Here is a 17,139-nt window from a genome sequence, read left to right on the forward strand (position 1 = left end):
GAGGCTCATCATCATGTCCACATCGCACTACCCGACCAACTTCGGCGTCTTCATGGCTCCCTTCCACAAGATCGGCGTCAGCCCGACCGTTCTCTTCGAGCGGGACCTGGCCATCATCGAGATGGCCGACCGGCTCGGCTTCCAGGAGGCCTGGCTGGGTGAGCACCACTCCGGAGGCCACGAGCCGATCGGATCCCCAGAGCTGATGCTCGCCGCAGTCTCGCGGACCACACGCAACATCAAGCTCGGCACGGCGGTGAATTCGCTGCCCTACCACAACCCGTTCCTACTCGCCGAGCGGCTGGTGACGCTCGACCACCTCACCCACGGACGCGCGATCATGGGCTTCGGCCCGGGGCAACTGATCTCGGACGCCTACATGTTGGGCATTGATCCGGCCACCCAGCGCGACCGGATGCTCGAGGCGGCCGACGTCATCATGCGACTTCTGCGCGGCGAGACCGTCACAGAGAAGACCGACTGGTACGACCTGCACGAGGCGAAGCTGCAGCTGCGCCCCTACACCGTCCCTGAGCTGGACGTGGTCGTCGCCGCGGTCACCTCGCCCTCGGGTCCGGTCACCGCCGGCAGGCTCGGCATCGGCATGATCAACCTCTCCGCGAGTTCGCCGGCGGCCTTCGAGGCGCTCCGAACGCACTGGAGTATCGCGGAAAAGGAGGCCGCGGCCCACGGCCGGACCATCGACCGCAAGAACTGGCGTCTCTCCGCCATAACCCACATCGCCGAGACCGAGGAGCAGGCCCGCAAGGACTGCACCTACGGGTTCGAAGAGATCTGGAACTACCTTGCCCACATCTCGCCGTTGCCGGCCTCGGAAAAGCCGGACATCGAGGGAATGATCGACGAGGCAATCGAGTCCGGGTCGGTCCTGATCGGGACGCCGGACACGGCCATCGAGCTCATCCGAAAGCTGGCGGACCAGACCGGCGGCTTCGGCAGCTTCGTGATGACGCTGACCGACTTCACCACCTTCGACAAGCAAAAGCGCGCGGTCGAGCTCTGGGCCGAGTACGTCATCCCGGAGTTCCGGGGCCAGCTGCACTCCATCCGCGAGCACAACGCTTGGGTTCGCGACAACGAATGGAAGAGCAAGACGATGGCGGCGATCAACGCCGCTTCCGAGAAGTACGCCCAGCAGGGGGCCACCGCCCGCTGACCCTTCCCTCAACTGCTGCACGCCCGCCAGGCCACGACCTGTGTTCTGCCGTTGACCACCAGGAGCGACGAGATACCGTACCGGTCCCAGAGATCCACAACGGCATCACAGGACACGTCGTATGTGGGTGTGTCACTTACCGTTAGTGTTACCGGTAGTTCGTTAAATTCGGCAGTAGAGGTCAATGCCGTGTCCGGTGGTGACCGCGTCGATCAGGGCCTGGAGCTCGGAGGGTGGGTCCTTGTCCGTCCAGGCTCGCCACCGGTCGAGGGTTACGGCGGGGGTGAGCCAGGAACGGATGGCGCGTAAGGCCCTGGGCCAGCAGGGCGATTGGGGCTGGTGGGGTATGGCGGGGCCCCCTCCCTGGCCCGTCGTCGGGGCACGGATCGGGCGCGGTGGCATCCAGCGGTCCGGGTGGAGCGAACCACTGGTCCCAGCAGAAGGAGAAGGCGCAGTTGACCAGGGTCTGGTGGCGGCGGATGGCACGCTCGGAGCGGACCTGGAAATCGGCCCAGCCGAGTTCATCCTTGACCTTGCGGGGCTCGAAAAGTCATCGCTGCAGCTCAAGCCGCGTATCGGTACTCGTTGATGAGCCCGCCGAGGACGTGGGTGCGCAGGAGCCTGCGGGGCACGCGATCGTGCAACACCGCTGGCTGTCCCGGGGCTTCGGGTGGTCGTTGGTCTCGTGATCGGTGTGGCCGGTGGCAGTTGTAGTGCTCCTGATACTCGGCGAGGACCTGTCGGGCGTGGGCCTCGTTCATGATCAGAATATGGTCGAGGGCTTCGCGCCGGATCGTGCCGATTACTCGCTCGCAGTGGGCATTCACGCGCGGCGCCCGAGGTGCGCTGAGCAGTACCTCGGTGTCCTCGGCTTCGAAGACGGCGTCGAAGGAGTCGGTGTACTTCCTGTCGCGGTTGCGGAGAACGAAGTGCAGCGACTCGACGCGGGTGCCGAGGTCGGCGGCGAGATTGCGGGCCTGCTGGGTCGCCCGCTGCGCGGTGGGGTGGGCGGTGACGCCGGTGACGTGGAGCCTGCGGGTGCCGTGCTCAAGGAACGCCAGCGCGTACAGCCGCCTGCCGGTCACGGTGTCCACGTGGAAGAAATCCGCCGCGGTGATCCCCTCGGGCTGGGTGGAGAGGGACTCGTGCCAGTTCGGGCCGGTACGGCGCGGGGCCGGGCCGATGCCGGCCGCGTGCAGGATCTCCCACACCGTGGACGGCGCGATTGGCGGCTCCAGCCGGGCCAGTTCACCCTGGATCCGCCGGTGGCCCCACCGCGGGTTCTCCTTTGCCAGACGCAGAACCAGCTTCTTGAGCGCGGCGGTCGTGGGCGGGCGCCCGGTGCGTCGGCGTCGGTCGGAGTAGTCCCACTTCGTGGCGATCAGCCTGCGGTGCCAGGCCAGTAGCGTTCCCGGCGTGACCGGGAAGACGCAGCTCCAGCGGCGGCGCGGTGTCAGCGAGGACAGCGCGGCCAGCCAGAACCGGTCTGCGGGCTCGTAGCGGACCGGACCGCTGAGGTGTCGTCGCAGCACCGCGTTCTCGTGCCGCAGCACCAGCAGTTCAGCGTCCTTGGCGGTCCTGGCGCAGCAGGACCGCAGGCACGGACAGCAACGCCCGGGTGGCCCGGTACAGGATCGAGATGATCACGGGGTGCAGCATCCCAGCCACCACCGAGGGCCTTGCACACGGGCTCCCACCAGCAGCGATGACTTTACGAGCCCCACATCCCCAGATCACGAGTGGAGCGTGGCGTCGGCCAGCGCGAGCAGGATTCTGTCGCTGTCACTGCACTCGCCAGTGGATGTGATGACGAGTTTGACGACACCTGTCACGTCCACGGTCACGTTCTGCGGCCGGTTGATCTCTGCACCCACGGTCTTCAGCGCACGGCCGTCGCCCTTGACCGTCACCTTGATCAGCTCGGCCGTGCTGTTGTCGTCCAGTCCGAGGATCAAAGTGAGCGAGCTGTATCTCTCATTGATGCTGTATTCGATTCCCGTCGCCATGCTACAGGGGTAGGTCAATGTCATAGCCTGCTCGTATTGCCTCGACCCCATGGTCACCGACCGAAGGTTGAACGAGCCACTGCCATGCACAGGGGAAAGGTCGGTCAGCGGCACCGTGCCTGTGGGCAGGGGTGCCAGGCTCGACGGGTTCGCCGAGGCTTCGTCGTTGGAACCGGACGGGGTCGGGGCGGGCGCGGTCACCGTGACCGTTGCCGTCGCGGTGGCCGTCACCGTCTGCGCTGTGGGCGAGTTGACCACAGTCGGCAGACCGAAGAAGCCGAGCAGCAGACCGACCACGGCCGCGAACGCCGAGATCAGCGCCGCAACGTCGCCCAGCCTGCGTCCGCGAGGCGACGGATCCGGCACTGGGTCTGGTGCGGGCCCGGCACCGGCGGAACCGGTGGACCTGGTACCGGGCCCGGCGGGTTCCCAGGTACCGGCGGTATTCCCGGCGACGGTCCACTCACGCTCTGCCCCCTTCAGACGCGGCCTGATCGCACAACATTGAACCCGATCATGCCCAGGACAGACAGAGCGTCGCAGACGCATCGGCCGAAACAGCTCATTGAGGCTGAGCGCTTCGCCCGTCTCCAAGCAGTCCGCCACCGCCAGGCCGAGCATACGGTGTGACGAGAGCACCCAAGGCCAGCTACGCGACCACAGGAGCCGGATCGGATTTCGGTGACGGTGCTGTCGCGGTGGCCGTCATCGTCTTGCACGGAAAACGATTCAGCCGCCGCCGAGATCACGATCTACAGCTGGTACTCCAGCCGTAGATCGTTATGTGCCCTGGTCTTGGGGCTGTCTGCCACTGGCGGAAACTCAGGTGGCCTCAGCGCGCGATCTGGGTAGAGTCGGGCAATGCCCGAGCTGAAGCGGCTGCTTGCCGGCCACGCCCCGGCGGTCCTGGCCTTCGAGCTGGCGAACCGCACCTACTTCGCTGCCTCGATCTCCGACCGCGGCGACGACTTCTTCGACCAGTTCACCGACCGGTACAACGCCTCGCTGGCCGAGCAGGAGGCCGGCATCTGCGCCTTCTACGTGCTCGTCGCCGAGGATGGCTCGGTACTCGGCAGGTTCAACCTGTACGACTTGGAGGATGGCACTGCCAGACTCGGCTACCGGGTCGCGGAGCGGGTCGCCGGCCGCGGCGTGGCGACCGCGACCGTCCGGGAGCTGTGCCGGATGGCGACAGCGATGCACGGCCTGCGCACACTGCGGGCGGCCACCTCCCACGACAACGCCGCGTCCCAGAAAGTCTTGGCCAAGGCCGGGTTCGTCTCGATTGGCCCTGCCACCCCGGCCGATCTCGGCGGCAAGTCAGGCACTTGGTACCAGCGCGACCTCCAGCCATAGACCTTGATCTTGCTCGTGGGTCGGCTGCGGGTAGGCTGCGGCCACCGCTGATCATCGGTGTGCGAAGACTAACGATCTTGCGATGGCCGCAGGTCACAGCGTGGACCCTGCTCGCTGGCAGGAAACGTTCGAGGGCCTGATGAGCCGGATAGCCGGCCGGTTCGCCTGGGTTGAACCCCGGCGTCGGGTACGGGATCTGACGCTGGGGCTGCTGTCGGACCTGCCACGCAAAAACTGTTGGAGCATCGCCGAGTGGGCCGGAGAGGCCACCCCGGACGGCATGCAGCACCTGCTCGGCCGGGCCTGATGGGATGCCGACGCCGTGCGCGATGACGTGCGCGAGTACGTCCTGGAGCATCTACACGACGAGGGCGCAGTGCTGGTGGTCGACGAGACCGGGGACGTGAAGAAGGGCACGCACACCGTCGGCGTCCAGCGCCAGTACACCGGCACCGCCGGGAGGATCGAAAACGCGCAAGTCGCTGTCTACCTCGTCTACGCGGGACTGCGCGGGCACGCGGCGGTGGACCGGGAGCTGTACATACCGCACTCCTGGACGCGCGACCCAGATCGCTGCCGAGCCGCGGGCCTGGACGAGGACACCGTCTTCGCGCCCAAGCCGGAGCTGGCCGCCCGCATGATCGGCCGATTTCTCGATGCCGGGCACCGCGCCGGCTGGGTCGCGGCAGACGAGGTCTACGGCGGCAACCCAAAGCTGTGCTCCGCGCTGGAAGAGCGCCAGGTCGGCTACGTGCTCGCCGTCGCCTGCTCACATGAAGCCACCACCGGCGCGGGGAAGTTCCGCGCGGATGCCCTGGCCGCGAAGGTGCCCAAGCGGGCCTGGCAGAAGCTGTCGGTCGGGGCCGGTGCCAAGGGGCACCGCTTCGAACCCGCGTCCGAGTGGTGGATCAGCTCACCCGCTACCGGCCGGGTGCCGGTCCGGTTGCGCTGCCACAGCGCCATCTCCAGTGCGGCCAGGACGAGTTCGGTGTGCTTGGTGGTGGCTGCGGACCAGCCGACGATGCGGCGGGAGAAGGTGACGACGAAGGCGACGTAGACGGTGCCGGCCCAGGCCGCGACGTGTGTGAAGTCGGCGACCCAGGTGCGGTTCGGTGCGGCGGCGACGAAGTTCCGCTCCAGCCGGTCCGGCGCCCGCTCGGCGGCCGGGTCCGCGATGGTCGTGATCACGCGCTTGCCGCGGACCGCTGCGACGATGCCCAGTTCACGCATGAGCCGTTCGACAGTGCAGCGGGCCACCGCATGCCCCTGCCGGTTCAGCTCACGCCAGATCTTTCTGGCCCGGTAGACACGGTAGTTGGTATCGAAGACCTCCTGGATCAGTGCCTTGAGTTCCTCGTCGCGGACCTGTCGGGCGGACGGGGTGGCCTGACGCTGTTTGTGGGCGTAGTAGGTGGAGGGGGCGATGCTGCAGTCGTGCATGGTCAGCACGCGGCAGATCGGCTCGACACTGATGCGATGAAGGGGCGGAGGCCCCGCCCCTTCATCGCATCAAATCTTGTGGATCGGTTGGGGTTGTTCACGCCGCAAGGGTCTCGGGGCGTTCGACGAGCTGACCTCGTTCGAAGCGGGCTCCGGCTCTGACCAGGGCCACGAGGTGGGTGCGTTCATGGTCCGCCAGCCGTAGGCCGAGCCGGCGATCAGCCGTGGATGGCGTTGAGGACGGCGGCAAGCTTTTCGGGCGCACTGATCATGGCCATGTGGCCGGTGTCGAGATCGATGACGTCGGGCCGAAGCAGCGCAATGGATCGCTGCTGGAGTTCCTCGACGTAGCACTGGTCGCGCGTGAGGTGCACGTACGTCCGGGGGATCTCGCGTCTGTAGCCGCTCAGGTTCACGGCCTCGCTCAGCAGGGCGGCCGAGTCGTCGGCCAGCCGGTCCAGGGTGGACGCGGCGGTCGCCTGGCCCATGTCGTTGCACAGCATTGCGGCGGCGCCCTCGCGGGTCTGGTGGTAGACGCCGTCGGTGATGGACTGCTCCACCAGACCCCGCACTCCGGGATCGATCTGGTCAAGCACCCGGGATCTGTCCGCCGGCACCACGGCCGACACGAGGACGACGTGGCGGATCCGGTCAGGTATGAGGTCCAGGACACGCGGGATCGTGACGCCCGCGAAGGAGTGACCGACCAGTATTACGTCGCGCAGATCCTTCACTTCGACGTCCTCGCGGACCGCATCGGCGCAGTCCGCGAGTGTGACCGTGCCCAGGTCGACTTCGGCCCTGGTCCCGCGTCCCGGAAGGTCGACCGCCAACGCTTCCGCACTTAGGTGGGGGATCAGCTCGTCCCAACAGTTCGCGCCGAAGCTTGCCCCATGGATGAGAACGAACGCCATGATTGACCTCCTCGTCAACGATACCAACCGAACCATAATTGAATTCAGTTCTGCTGTGGAGGCTTGCGGCAGAGCAAGGGAGTAAAGCCAAGACGCGGATCGGTTGGGGTTGTTCACGCCGCAAAGGTCCCAGGGCGTTCAACAAGCTGACCTCGTTCGAAGCGGGCTCCGGCTCTGACCAGGGCGACGAGGTGGGGTGCGTTCACGGCCCGCCAGCGGGCCTGGGCGGACTCGACGAGCTTGAAGACCATGGCAAGGGCGGCGACCGAGCTGCCGGCGCCCCGGGTGACCTTGGTACGTAGCCGGACGGTGGCGAAGGTCGACTCGATCGGATTCGTGGTCCGCAGCGATCGCGCTCGCCGAATGCCTGGTGATCGGCCTGCCACTGGGCCGTCAGCCGCGTCACGGTCGCCTGCGAGAGCCCTCTGTCGGGCAGCGACTACGTCTACATCTGGGCCGACGGCATCCATCTGCGCATCCGCCTGCGGGAGGCGAAGTCGTGCGTTCTGGTACTGATGGGGGTGCGCACAGACGGCGCCAAAGAGCTGATCGCCATGGCTGACGGCTACCGCGAATCCGCCGGAGGACAGCCCGTGGAGGTAGAGCAGTGGCAGCACCTCGCTGATCTTCGGGGACTTGCGGCACCACGGCGGCAGGATCGCCGAGGAAAACCGCTGCGCTTGTCTTTCACCCGCGGGGCCTTCACCTCGACCTCCCCGGCCGCGGTCGTGACCTTCCTCGCCTGGTGATAGCCGTTACGGACTACCAGACGGCGCCCCTGCTCGTCACGCTGATCGGCCAACTCTGCTATATAGGCGTTGACTTCAGCTTCCAGGGCTGCGGCCAGCATCCGCCTCGCGCCCTTGCGAACGATGTCGTCGATCAGGGAGCTGGTCTCTGTCGTTCCGTCGGCATTCACTACGCTCAGCACGGGCGTACCATCCTGACCGACGGTGCAACGTCGGCCTACTCGATGACCAGAAGTCGATCACACGGGAAGGTACGCCCTCCGTGTCCTTCCCAGGGCTGATCCACAGGTCATGAGCACTGCTCAGTCGACGGTGGGGAGGACCTATCCGGCCCAGGGATTCGGCCCCTGCTTGAGGATGGCGAGCCTGCGCGCCTGGTCGGTGGGCCATAGGTCGATCTGATAGAGAAAGTGGTCACCTGGGCCGCCGTTGGTGTCGACGGCCGGTGGCTCGGAGGGGATGTAGGAGACCCGGACGCGTAGCAGCCCAGAGGGAACGGTCATGCTCGGTCCGTCCTCCGGAAGGACTCCCGGGCTGGACACGGCGAGTTGGCCGGTTGAGGCATAGAGGTCCGACTCGACAATGTGCTCGGCCGTCGGCTCCGTCATCGGTGCGGACTCGTGGACGGTGATCCGCGACTCGACCATGTCGTCCCGGGCGGTGCCGACAGAGATCGAGTGCGGTTCCACCCCGATGCGATGAACATGGACTGCTTCCTTGGTCCATCCGGCTGGCGGCAGGTCCGGGTCCGTCGCGTGTTCGGCCATCCAGGCGTCATAGGGTTCGAGGTCTTGGACGTAGAACTGCCCGTGATCGGCATCAATCAGGAACTTCAACGAAGCATCAGCCACCGTCGCAGGCTATCGGAGCCCGCGCGGCGCCGCTTGAGCCGGGCCTTCGGCCCCCAGACCGCAGACACGCGCCGCTCATAGCTCGCGCCGGTCACAGCCTCACAGGCGGTCGATGTCCGCGGCTTCGGCGAGATACTCACCGGCCGCCTCGGCGCCGCTCTTCCCGCCTGGATCGATGCCGTCGATGCCAGCCTGCTGCCCGGCATCACCGGCTTCGCACTCCACCTGCTTCGCGACCTCGACGCCGTGACGGCCGGACTCACCCTGGAGTGGAACTCCGACGGCACCGAAGGCGCCGTGAACCGCATCAAGAAGATCAAGAGGCAGCTCTACGGACGAGCCGGATTCGAACTGCTCCGCAAGGTGGTCCTCCAGTAACGCTCCGCGACCGCTCTCCAAGATCTGTGCCAGAACCAAGTTTTGACAGCACGGCGGTTCTTGCCAGGACAGTATCGGGATGCTCCTGGCGAATAGTGCTCGCCATGCTGCAGCGATCAAGGGGGAGCTTCAGTTGTGAGCTCCGCCCGCTGGCCGTACACGAGATGCGGACCGCCGGACAGTGATCAACGGTGAGGGGACGTGAACCACCCGCCTTACAGGTAGGTCTGCCTTCATGCTCAGGTCGCGTCTCGTCCTCACAGCGGCGGCAGCCGCCCTCTCCGTCCCCCTGGCACTCACAGGCATCGCCTCAGCCGCTTACGCAGCACCCGGTGCTCCGCTCCCTCTTCCTTCCGACCTTTCTGCTCTTCAGGCCGTAGCGTCGAAATTGACCCCACGGTGCCAAGAAGCCCTGACGCGGGCTCAGGACTCCCCGACAGCGCTCGCACAAGAGTTGCCGAACCTCGCCGGGTGCACTGTGACTTCGTAAGAACCTCATCACCCGCCACCCGAGGTGTGCGCCCAACGCATGAACGCCCCGGCAGCCGACAAGAGGCTGCCGGAGCGTTCTCGGGGAGCCCCCACCGCCGCGGACTCCTGCTGATGGACTGGATCCGCCAGGCCGAACAGGACGCTCCCGCACCTGTTTGCGGCTTCACGGGCTTCCTCCGCCAGGACCCCGACGCCGTCACTGCCGGCCTCACTCTGGAATGGAGTTCCGGCGTCGTCGAGGGCAACGTGAACCGAGTGAAAAGGCTCAAGCGAGCCATGTATGGCCGGGCCTCGTTCGAGCTCCTCCGGACCCGCATCCTCATCCAACCATGATCTGGGCCACGAAAACCGTCTCGTCAGCCGCCACGATGCCAGATACGTTCACCTCGTGTGCTACCACGCCGAGAAGCCCTACAAGCTGCACTACGCGTGCGTGCCTTGCCGTGTCGCGTTCAAGCGGCATCCGGGGCCCGGCGAGCACCGATGCCCCCGATGCTCAGAACCAATGGTCTGTGCTGGCCACGACTTCGCGGCTCCACGGCGCCGAGACACCAAGGCATGGACCGTCGTGGCTGCCGTGCTGAACGCCGGACTGCGTTACGAGGGCCGCGAGCCCTGTGGCTGCGGCAAGGACCCAAAGTTCCGCCCCCGTACCCGAGCCCAACTGCGAGTACGACGAATCGCAGCAGCCCGAACTGGCACCCCCCTTGCCGACATGCTGGAAAGCGTAGATCCGCAGGCATCCGCATGACCTGACCGAGTGGCGCACAAGCGGCGCATGATCCGCCATCTCGTCCACAAGATCATTCACGGAACTGCGGTCAGAACCCTGAATCTCCCCACCCGGGGCTCGGAGTGTTCTCAGAGTTGCTCAGCTTGATTCCCCAGGCAATTCCGCACTCACCTGCGGCCAGCCGCCAGAGCAGGGGCCGCCTGGTGGCCAGCTACGTCGCGGGCGCGCGACCCGACCGGACAGGCCTCAGCAGTCGTAGCGGTGGGAGCACGGGGTGTCGGGGCAGATGCGGCAGACGAAGAAGTACATGCCGCCCAGGTCGCCCAGGGCCATGTCGTGCCCGAACGCGTCGAGGGCGGCGGGATCGGCCTCGGCCCGCCAGGACGGGATCGCGGCCCCGTGCTGGCGGGGGCCCCAGTCGTCCATGGGGAGCCACCGGCCCATGCCTGGTTCAGTCGCAGTGACGCTGAGCAGATGTTCCATGCGGGTGCCGCAGCCTGCGCAGTCGGGCCAGTCAGGCGGCTGGGTCCACCCCGGGTAACCGCCGACCTTGCTCTGTTGCGTGGTGGCCACCTCGAAGTAGTCGTAGCCCCGTTCCTCCCGCAGGGCCTAAAACCGCTGGTCGAGCAGCTTGCTGAGTCCCTCCGGCAGGTCCCAGTTCGGGTACTCCACGGCCGGAGTGGGGGACAGGGCGCACGGGCGCGGCAGGTAGTCCTCCTCCGCGGTATGCGGGCGAGGTGGTTGCCCGGCAGCGGCGCCAGCGGCCGTGAGCGTCGCGCTGCGCCAGTGGAGCTGGGGGTTGGCCGCGGCCTGGTCGTCCTCGTGAACGAGTGGGCACCACAGGATCTGCAACAGGTCGGTGCCGGCGGGGAAGACAAGGCCGGGCACATCCCGTGCGTACAGCTGGACTACCGGGACCATCGCGACCGGCTCTGGCCCGACGGGCGCGTCGAGCGGCTTGTAGTGGCCCGGTTCGGCGCACATCGGCCAGGGCTCGTCGGCCGGCCACAGCAGTGGCCCACCGATGGAGCTGTCCCCCGGGCCCGGCTTCCCGGCCCGGGGGTAGAGGAGGGTGACCTCGCGCGCCGTACCGATCAGCTCCGGAAAGACTGCCTCGACGTCAAAGGGAAGCGGAGCCAGCGGCCGGGGCCCGGTCGGCCGGGCCTGGGCGGCGTCCTGCTGCGTGTGCCCTGACGGCATGGAGTCTCCCGCTGCTGGTGGTCGCAACGCCGCCGACCCTAGCCCCGCCCCGAAACCTGGCGCATCTCACCCCGGACCTCCCACTGCACCGCCTTCAGTCTGTCGGCAACAGGCCCGCCACACGTCGGCGCTATCCGGGCGTTCGTACCGCCAGAGCCGTCCTATGACGGCGCCCCGTAGTCAATCGGGGCTATCGCGCAGTCGAAGCAACAGACGTTCCCGAAACTCACCTACCGGGCCACCCGTACACGTCATCAGCGGGCGACCTGGCCCGGCAACGCGCGTGGCGCTCGTTGAAGCTCTCCACTCCGTAGAACGTCGTACGGAATGAGGCGACGAGCGTCCCTGGCCGATTTCGCAGAACCCCCATCAACTCCGTGGCCAGACGCGGAACTCAGGGTTGCCAGCCTGGCCGCCCGCAGACAGTCCAACCGCGAGATCGCTGAGGAGCCGTTCATCACGCTCAGCACCGTCGAGCAGCACATGACCCGGGTGTTCCGAAAACTCGGGGTCCGCAGCCGCGGCGACCTCAGCGCGGAACTCCTGGAGATCCAGGCGGAGGAAGAGGCGCTGACGCGCTGATCAAGGTCCCCCCAGAGGAACCGCACTCGTATAAGCGCGGGAGGGCGCTGTGACGGCTGTGTGACTGCAGTGTCGGTAGTCTGACCATCGGTACGGTCCCGCGGTCGAGACAGATCGGGAAGAAGACGGATGAGGGTCCTGGTGGTTGAGGATCATGTGCGGCTGGCCGATTCGGTGGCGCGGGTACTGCGGCGCGAGGGCATGGCGGTGGATGCGGTTCACGACGGGACGGCGGCGCTCGAGCGCACCGTCGAGGTGGACTACGACGTGGTGGTCCTCGACCGGGACCTGCCGGGTGTGCACGGCGACGATGTGTGCCGGCAGCTGATGCAAGAGGCGACGCGGGAGTCGTCGCGTGCCCGGGTGCTGATGCTGACCGCGGCCGGGACCATCACCGACCGGGTGCAGGGACTCACCATCGGCGCCGACGACTACCTGCCGAAACCGTTCGCCTATCCCGAGTTGGTGGCGCGCATCCGGGCGCTCGGCCGCCGGTCCCGGACCGCCGTGCCGCCCATCCTCGAGCACGGTGAGCTGAGGCTCGATCCCGCCCAGCGGGTGGCGACCCGGGCTGGGGTCCGGCTGCCGCTCAATCCCAAGGAACTGGCCGTGCTGGAATACCTGCTCACCGAGCGGGGCCGGGTGATCTCCGCCGAGGAGTTGCTGGAACGGGTATGGGACGAGGCCGCCGACCCGTTTACCACGACGGTCAAGGCCACGATGAACCGTCTCAGGTCGAAGCTCGGTAAGCCCTCGGTCATCGAGACCGTTCCCCGCGGGGGTTATCGCATTTGAAGGGTTGGGACTTGTCATGAGGCTGATGGCCAGAATCTCCGGCATGCGGGTCCCTCTGCGGCTGACCCTGCTTTACAGCGTGCTGTTCCTGCTCTCCGGCGCCGTCCTGCTGGCCATCACCTTTCTTCTCGTCACCCAGAGCGGGTCGGGCATCTCGATGTCCTCGTCCAACTCATCGCGCTCAGGTGATCAGAGCATCAGCAACATCGTCGTGGGCGACGGTGCATCGGAGGACGCTCCACTCACCGAAACGGAACGGCGCCTCATCGCAGCGGCCCGGCAGCAGGCCGTGCAACAGCGCGAGGAGTTCGGGAACCAGCTGCTGGCGAAGTCGGGCGTCGCCCTGGCGATCATGTCGGCCATCTCGGCGGCCCTGGGCTGGCTGATGGCCGGGCGGGTGCTGCGGCCGCTGCGGGTCATGACCGACGGCATTCAGCTCATCTCGGCGCGGAACGTGCACGAGCGGCTGGCCTTCAGCGGGCCGCCTGATGAGCTCAAGGCTCTCGCGGACACCGTGGACGGGTTGCTCGGCCGGCTGGAGATGGCGCTCGACTCGCACAAGCGGTTCGTCGCCAATGCCGCGCACGAGCTGCGGACGCCGCTGACGCTGGAGCACGCCCTGTTGGAAGAGGCCATCATCGATCCGGACGCGACGGTGGATTCGTACCGGGCGCGATTCGAGGACCTGGTGGTCGTCAGCGAGCAGCAGGCCCAGCTCCTGGAGTCGCTGCTGATGCTGGCGACCAGCGAACGCGGCCTGGACCGGTTGGAACGCGTGGACCTGTCGGAGCTCGTCGGCGGCGTGCTGCGCGCCGCCGAGCCGAGGGCGTGCAAACAGAACCTGACCGTCGTGGAGCGAGTCCGGCCGGCGTGGGTCACCGGTGATTCCGCCCTCGTCGAGCGGCTGGTGGCCAACCTGGTGGACAACGCGATGAGCTACAACGTCCCGGACGGCTGGATGGAGGTCGTCACCGGTGCGGCGGGCGAGGGCTGCTTCCTGTCGGTGACCAACGCCGGGCCACGTGTCCCGCCGGAGACGGTGGACCGGCTGCTCAACCCGTTCCAGCGGCTCGAGCGCACGGCAGATGACGGTCATCATGGCCTGGGGCTGTCCATCGTGCAGTCGATCGCCGTGGCGCACTCGGCCGACCTGAGCGTACGTGCCCGGCCGGAGGGCGGCCTTTCGATCCGGGTTTGCTTCCCGGCGGAGAAGTCGCAGGCGATTTCCGGGTAGCTCTCTTTTTGTGCCCGTCGTGTGACTGGCCGAAGCGTAGACCTTGAAGCATGGCGACTTTGACGAGCAAACAACGCCCGCTTCTGGTCCTTTCCGCATTCGCTCTGGTGCTGGCGTTGGGAATCGCGGGATGCGGCGGAGGCGAGGACGGCGACCCGGGCCGGCACAATGCCAGTGGCGGCGGGACCGCCGAGGACGAGCCCTCGCCTTTGAGGTTCTCGCGGTGCATGCGCGAGCAGGGCTTCACGTGGTATCCCGACCCGGACGCCGGGGGCAACCTGAGCGCGAACGAGCCGGAGGGCCTCGACCGGGCCAAATATCAGCAGGCCCAGAAGAAGTGCGAGGTGTACGCCCCCTGGGGGAGCGGCAGCGGCAACAAGAAGAGCTCCGACGAGCTGGACAAGCTCCGGAAGGTGTCGCAGTGCATGCGGGACCACGGATTCGCGAAGTTCCCCGACCCCGACGAGAACGGGAGCATCAACATCGACAAGAATCTGGGGATCTCACCCGATGACCCGGCCGTCAAACAGGCGCAACAGGAATGCCAGAAGTACGCACCGGTGCCGTGACCGGTCCTTGCGCTGTTCAACTGTGCCGGTCCGACGGTTGAACAGCCGTCGTTCGCTGTTCGACCGCTCGCCTTGTTCTGCCGCTGGTGATGCGCTGGAATCCCGACAGGCATGGGACGCCATTGCCACCTGGATGGACGTCCGCCGGTAAACCGCGCTCCCCGAACAGATCTCCCCGGTCGCGGCGTTGTCTTAGACAGGCCACGGCCGGCCCCTCGGCGTGCTGCCGGTACCCCGGCGAGCGAGGCGCGGGCACGGACGGTTCCTTTCAGCCGACTTGAGATCGACTCACATCACGTGTCCTCGAACGGGGAAAAGTCACTGGACGTTTTTGTGCCCGCGGTGTGACCGGTCGGTGCGTAAAAAAGAAGCATGACGACAATGACCAGGAAACGTCGCCCGCTATTGGTGATCTCCGCGATCGCCCTGACGCTCGCGCTGGGAACGATGGGCTGCGGCAAGGACGAGGAGCCGCAGGTCGCCAGTGCCAATCCCAGCGCCACGACCGCCGACGGCACGGCCGGCGGCAGTCAGGCCTCGCCCATCAAGTACTCGCGGTGCATGCGAGAGCAGGGCCTCACGTGGTACCCCGACCCGCAGGCGGACGGCGGCCTGTCGGTGAGCGTGCCCGACGGCACCGATCCCAAGAAGCTCGAGGCCGCCGAAACAGCGTGCAAGAAGTACTACCCCGGCGGAGGCAAGTCGGGCAAGGCCCCCGCCGAGGACATCGCCAAGATCCAGAAGGCGGCGAAGTGCATGCGGGAGCACGGAGTCACGAACTACCCCGACCCCGACGCGAACGGCAACCTGCACATCGACGAGAAGCTCGGGATCGACAACGACGACCCGACGGTCAAGAAGGCGCAGCAGGAGTGCCAGAAGTTCTTCCCGACCGGTCAGGAAAAGTAAATGAGAATACGGCGCACGGCGGGCGTGGCGAGCGCTGTGCTGGCGGTCGGCGCGGTCGCCACCGCGATCACGGTCTTCACCCTGTCGGATCCAGATGACAGCCCCAGTTCGGCCGGCGAGACGCCGGCGTCGACTGCCGAGATCACCCAGCAGACGCTCGTCGACCGGGAGAGCCATGACGGCACTCTGGCCCACGGCGACAGCACGACGATCTCGGCACGGGTCGGCGGCACGATCACCGCGCTGCCCGTCGAGGGCTCGACGATCTCCCGCGGGAAGTCGATCTACCGCCTCGACAACAAGCCGGTCACCTTGCTGCACGGCTCGCTGCCTCCTTACCGCACACTGAAGACGGGTGCGAAGGGCACCGACGTCAAGCAGTTCGAGCTCAACCTCTGGGCGCTCGGCTACCGCGGCTTCACCCCGGACTCCACCTACACCTGGGCGACCGCCTACGCGGTGAAGGATTGGCAGGACGATCTCGGCCTCAAGGAGACGGGCTCGGTCGAGCCGTCTCAGATCGTGTACGCCGACGGCACGATCCGGGTGGACTCGCTGAGTCTGCAGCGCGGAGCGATGGTCGCGCCGGGCACCGAGATCGAGAAGATCACCGGCACCTCGCCGCTGGTCACGGTCGTCCTGGACTCGAGCTCGGGGCAGCTGGCCAAGCTGGGGGCCGCGGTGCAGATCAAACTCTCGGACGGGAAGACCGTCACGGGGAAGATCAAAAAGGTGGCGACGCTCGTGGCCGAGGCGGAGGACGGCGAGTCGAACACCACGAAGTTCCAGGTGACGATCAGCTTCGACAAGGACGTCAAAAGCCAGGGAGTGGCCGCCGTCAGCGTCGCTTTCACCGCCGGGCAGCGGCCGGACGTGCTGACGGTTCCGGTGGCCGCGCTGGTCGCGCTCGCCGAGGGCGGGTACGGGGTGGAACTGGTCGAGGGAAGCACGATGCGCATGGCGGCGGTGGAGACCGGGCTGTTCGCCGACGGCAAGGTGGAGATCACCGGGTCCGGGCTGCAGGCCGGCCAGAAGGTGGTGATGCCGTCGTGAATCCTCTCGAGGCCGTCATGACCAGTGAGAACGGCACTGCCGGTCACCCGGTGATCGAGCTCGCCGGGGTCAGCAAGAGATACCCGGGCGGGGTCGCCGCGCTGGGCTCGGTGGACATGGCCGTCGAATACGGCGAGCTGCTGGCGATCGTCGGGCCGTCCGGGTCCGGCAAGTCCACGATGCTGAACCTGATCGGCACGCTGGACCGCCCTTCGTCGGGCACCGTGCGCATCGACGGGTACGACGTGGCGGCACTGTCCGACCGGCAGCTGTCAGCGCTGCGCTCCCGGCGCATCGGCTTCGTGTTCCAGCAGTTCCACCTCGCGGCGGGACGGGACGCGCTGAGCAACGTCGCCGACGGCCTGCTCTACAGCGGCGCCGCCAAGCGGGATCGCGAACAGCGTGCCGAGGCCGCGCTGGTACGGGTCGGACTGGGTGAACGGCTGACCCACCGCCCGTACCAGCTCTCCGGCGGCGAGCGGCAGCGGGTCGCGATCGCGCGTGCCGTCGCGGGCGACCCGCCGCTCCTGCTCGCCGACGAGCCGACCGGCAACCTGGACTCGGTCTCCGGCGCCGGGGTGATGGAGCTGCTGCATGAGCTGAACGAGGCGGGTACGACGATCTTGGTCATCACGCACGACCGGGAGATCGCCGACAGTCTGCCTCGGCAGGTACAGATGCGCGATGGGCAGGTGGTCTGA

General features: G+C 67.1%; 17 protein-coding genes and 5 pseudogenes. 11 read left to right on the forward strand and 11 right to left on the reverse strand.

Going from position 1 to position 17,139, the window contains the following annotated elements; translation table 11 throughout:
* Positions 1 to 13: 13 nt before the first annotated feature.
* On the forward strand, positions 14 to 1,177 hold the full coding sequence (locus ABT114_RS28860; RefSeq protein WP_351145807.1) for an LLM class flavin-dependent oxidoreductase: 1,164 nt from the start codon (positions 14 to 16) through the stop codon (positions 1,175 to 1,177).
* A 181-nt stretch (positions 1,178 to 1,358) separates the two neighbouring features.
* Here ABT114_RS28860 and ABT114_RS50645 read toward each other — a convergent pair.
* From ABT114_RS50645 to ABT114_RS28870, 3 genes and pseudogenes are all read right to left on the reverse strand, one after another.
* A pseudogene (locus ABT114_RS50645) lies at positions 1,359 to 1,715 on the reverse strand (IS701 family transposase); the annotation flags it as partial.
* 25 nt (positions 1,716 to 1,740) lie between these two features.
* Entirely contained in the window at positions 1,741 to 2,730 is a 990-nt protein-coding gene (locus ABT114_RS28865) for an integrase core domain-containing protein (protein ID WP_351145808.1), read from the reverse strand.
* A gap of 180 nt (positions 2,731 to 2,910) precedes the next feature.
* The gene (locus tag ABT114_RS28870; protein WP_351145809.1) at positions 2,911 to 3,549 is read right to left on the reverse strand and encodes an NPCBM/NEW2 domain-containing protein; all 639 of its coding nucleotides are present in this window, start codon (positions 3,547 to 3,549) and stop codon (positions 2,911 to 2,913) included.
* A 495-nt stretch (positions 3,550 to 4,044) separates the two neighbouring features.
* Between ABT114_RS28870 and ABT114_RS28875 the strand changes: the two genes are divergently transcribed.
* Both ABT114_RS28875 and ABT114_RS28880 read left to right on the forward strand, forming a co-directional pair.
* On the forward strand, positions 4,045 to 4,539 hold the full coding sequence (locus ABT114_RS28875) for a GNAT family N-acetyltransferase (RefSeq protein WP_351145810.1): 495 nt from the start codon (positions 4,045 to 4,047) through the stop codon (positions 4,537 to 4,539).
* Positions 4,540 to 4,678: 139 nt separating this feature from the next.
* Positions 4,679 to 5,488, forward strand: a pseudogene (locus ABT114_RS28880) (IS701 family transposase); the annotation flags it as partial.
* Here the strand turns inward: ABT114_RS28880 and ABT114_RS28885 are convergent.
* The 6 genes and pseudogenes from ABT114_RS28885 to ABT114_RS50650 all read right to left on the reverse strand — a co-directional run.
* Positions 5,482 to 5,979, reverse strand: a pseudogene (locus tag ABT114_RS28885) (IS3 family transposase); the annotation flags it as partial. The pseudogenes ABT114_RS28880 and ABT114_RS28885 overlap by 7 nt on opposite strands.
* Positions 5,980 to 6,197: 218 nt before the next feature.
* Positions 6,198 to 6,893, reverse strand: coding sequence for an alpha/beta fold hydrolase (locus ABT114_RS28890; protein WP_351145811.1), 696 nt, complete (start codon positions 6,891 to 6,893; stop codon positions 6,198 to 6,200).
* 113 nt (positions 6,894 to 7,006) lie between these two features.
* Positions 7,007 to 7,240 (reverse strand): annotated as a pseudogene (locus tag ABT114_RS28895) (IS256 family transposase); the annotation flags it as partial.
* Positions 7,241 to 7,470: 230 nt separating this feature from the next.
* Positions 7,471 to 7,779: pseudogene (locus ABT114_RS28905) on the reverse strand (transposase); the annotation flags it as partial.
* A gap of 186 nt (positions 7,780 to 7,965) precedes the next feature.
* Entirely contained in the window at positions 7,966 to 8,493 is a 528-nt protein-coding gene (locus ABT114_RS28910) for a hypothetical protein (RefSeq protein ID WP_351145812.1), read from the reverse strand.
* Between the two features lie 99 nt (positions 8,494 to 8,592).
* The gene (locus ABT114_RS50650) at positions 8,593 to 8,910 is read right to left on the reverse strand and encodes a hypothetical protein (RefSeq protein ID WP_502988414.1); all 318 of its coding nucleotides are present in this window, start codon (positions 8,908 to 8,910) and stop codon (positions 8,593 to 8,595) included.
* 477 nt (positions 8,911 to 9,387) lie between these two features.
* Between ABT114_RS50650 and ABT114_RS28920 the strand changes: the two genes are divergently transcribed.
* On the forward strand, positions 9,388 to 9,696 hold the full coding sequence (locus ABT114_RS28920) for a transposase (protein ID WP_351145926.1): 309 nt from the start codon (positions 9,388 to 9,390) through the stop codon (positions 9,694 to 9,696).
* 646 nt (positions 9,697 to 10,342) lie between these two features.
* Here the strand turns inward: ABT114_RS28920 and ABT114_RS28925 are convergent.
* Together ABT114_RS28925 and ABT114_RS28930 are read right to left on the reverse strand one after the other, a co-directional pair.
* Entirely contained in the window at positions 10,343 to 10,669 is a 327-nt protein-coding gene (locus ABT114_RS28925; RefSeq protein ID WP_351145813.1) for a hypothetical protein, read from the reverse strand.
* A gap of 36 nt (positions 10,670 to 10,705) precedes the next feature.
* Positions 10,706 to 11,296, reverse strand: a complete 591-nt coding sequence (locus ABT114_RS28930) for a hypothetical protein (protein ID WP_351145814.1) — start codon at positions 11,294 to 11,296, stop codon at positions 10,706 to 10,708.
* 327 nt (positions 11,297 to 11,623) lie between these two features.
* Between ABT114_RS28930 and ABT114_RS28935 the strand changes: the two genes are divergently transcribed.
* From ABT114_RS28935 to ABT114_RS28965, 7 genes are all read left to right on the forward strand, one after another.
* On the forward strand, positions 11,624 to 11,878 hold the full coding sequence (locus ABT114_RS28935) for a helix-turn-helix domain-containing protein (protein WP_351145815.1): 255 nt from the start codon (positions 11,624 to 11,626) through the stop codon (positions 11,876 to 11,878).
* 129 nt (positions 11,879 to 12,007) lie between these two features.
* The gene (locus ABT114_RS28940; RefSeq protein ID WP_351145816.1) at positions 12,008 to 12,673 is read left to right on the forward strand and encodes a response regulator transcription factor; all 666 of its coding nucleotides are present in this window, start codon (positions 12,008 to 12,010) and stop codon (positions 12,671 to 12,673) included.
* Between the two features lie 43 nt (positions 12,674 to 12,716).
* Positions 12,717 to 13,907: a sensor histidine kinase gene (locus ABT114_RS28945; RefSeq protein WP_351145817.1), complete on the forward strand. Its 1,191-nt coding sequence runs from the start codon at positions 12,717 to 12,719 to the stop codon at positions 13,905 to 13,907.
* Between the two features lie 50 nt (positions 13,908 to 13,957).
* A complete protein-coding gene (locus ABT114_RS28950) occupies positions 13,958 to 14,476 on the forward strand; it encodes a hypothetical protein (protein WP_351145818.1) in 519 nt (172 codons plus the stop codon).
* A 381-nt stretch (positions 14,477 to 14,857) separates the two neighbouring features.
* Entirely contained in the window at positions 14,858 to 15,385 is a 528-nt protein-coding gene (locus tag ABT114_RS28955; RefSeq protein WP_351145819.1) for a hypothetical protein, read from the forward strand.
* A complete protein-coding gene (locus ABT114_RS28960) occupies positions 15,386 to 16,438 on the forward strand; it encodes an efflux RND transporter periplasmic adaptor subunit (protein ID WP_351145820.1) in 1,053 nt (350 codons plus the stop codon).
* Between the two features lie 17 nt (positions 16,439 to 16,455).
* Positions 16,456 to 17,139, forward strand: coding sequence for an ABC transporter ATP-binding protein (locus ABT114_RS28965; protein WP_351145927.1), 684 nt, complete (start codon positions 16,456 to 16,458; stop codon positions 17,137 to 17,139).

This window comes from Streptomyces sp. NPDC002088 (assembly GCF_040296605.1).
Taxonomy (GTDB): Bacteria; Actinomycetota; Actinomycetes; order Streptomycetales; family Streptomycetaceae; genus Streptomyces.

Bases quoted from the DNA above. Each gene is read 5' to 3' on its own strand.
- ABT114_RS28930 (WP_351145814.1), bottom strand. From the start codon at position 11,296: ATGCCGTCAGGGCACACGCAGCAGGACGCCGCCCAGGCCCGGCCGACC.
- ABT114_RS28965 (WP_351145927.1), top strand. From the start codon at position 16,456: ATGACCAGTGAGAACGGCACTGCCGGTCACCCGGTGATCGAGCTCGCC.
- ABT114_RS28890 (WP_351145811.1), bottom strand. From the start codon at position 6,893: ATGGCGTTCGTTCTCATCCATGGGGCAAGCTTCGGCGCGAACTGTTGG.
- ABT114_RS28935 (WP_351145815.1), top strand. From the start codon at position 11,624: ATGAGGCGACGAGCGTCCCTGGCCGATTTCGCAGAACCCCCATCAACT.
- ABT114_RS28945 (WP_351145817.1), top strand. From the start codon at position 12,717: ATGCGGGTCCCTCTGCGGCTGACCCTGCTTTACAGCGTGCTGTTCCTG.
- ABT114_RS28875 (WP_351145810.1), top strand. From the start codon at position 4,045: ATGCCCGAGCTGAAGCGGCTGCTTGCCGGCCACGCCCCGGCGGTCCTG.
- ABT114_RS28860 (WP_351145807.1), top strand. From the start codon at position 14: ATGTCCACATCGCACTACCCGACCAACTTCGGCGTCTTCATGGCTCCC.
- ABT114_RS28950 (WP_351145818.1), top strand. From the start codon at position 13,958: ATGGCGACTTTGACGAGCAAACAACGCCCGCTTCTGGTCCTTTCCGCA.
- ABT114_RS28940 (WP_351145816.1), top strand. From the start codon at position 12,008: ATGAGGGTCCTGGTGGTTGAGGATCATGTGCGGCTGGCCGATTCGGTG.
- ABT114_RS28955 (WP_351145819.1), top strand. From the start codon at position 14,858: ATGACCAGGAAACGTCGCCCGCTATTGGTGATCTCCGCGATCGCCCTG.
- ABT114_RS28960 (WP_351145820.1), top strand. From the start codon at position 15,386: ATGAGAATACGGCGCACGGCGGGCGTGGCGAGCGCTGTGCTGGCGGTC.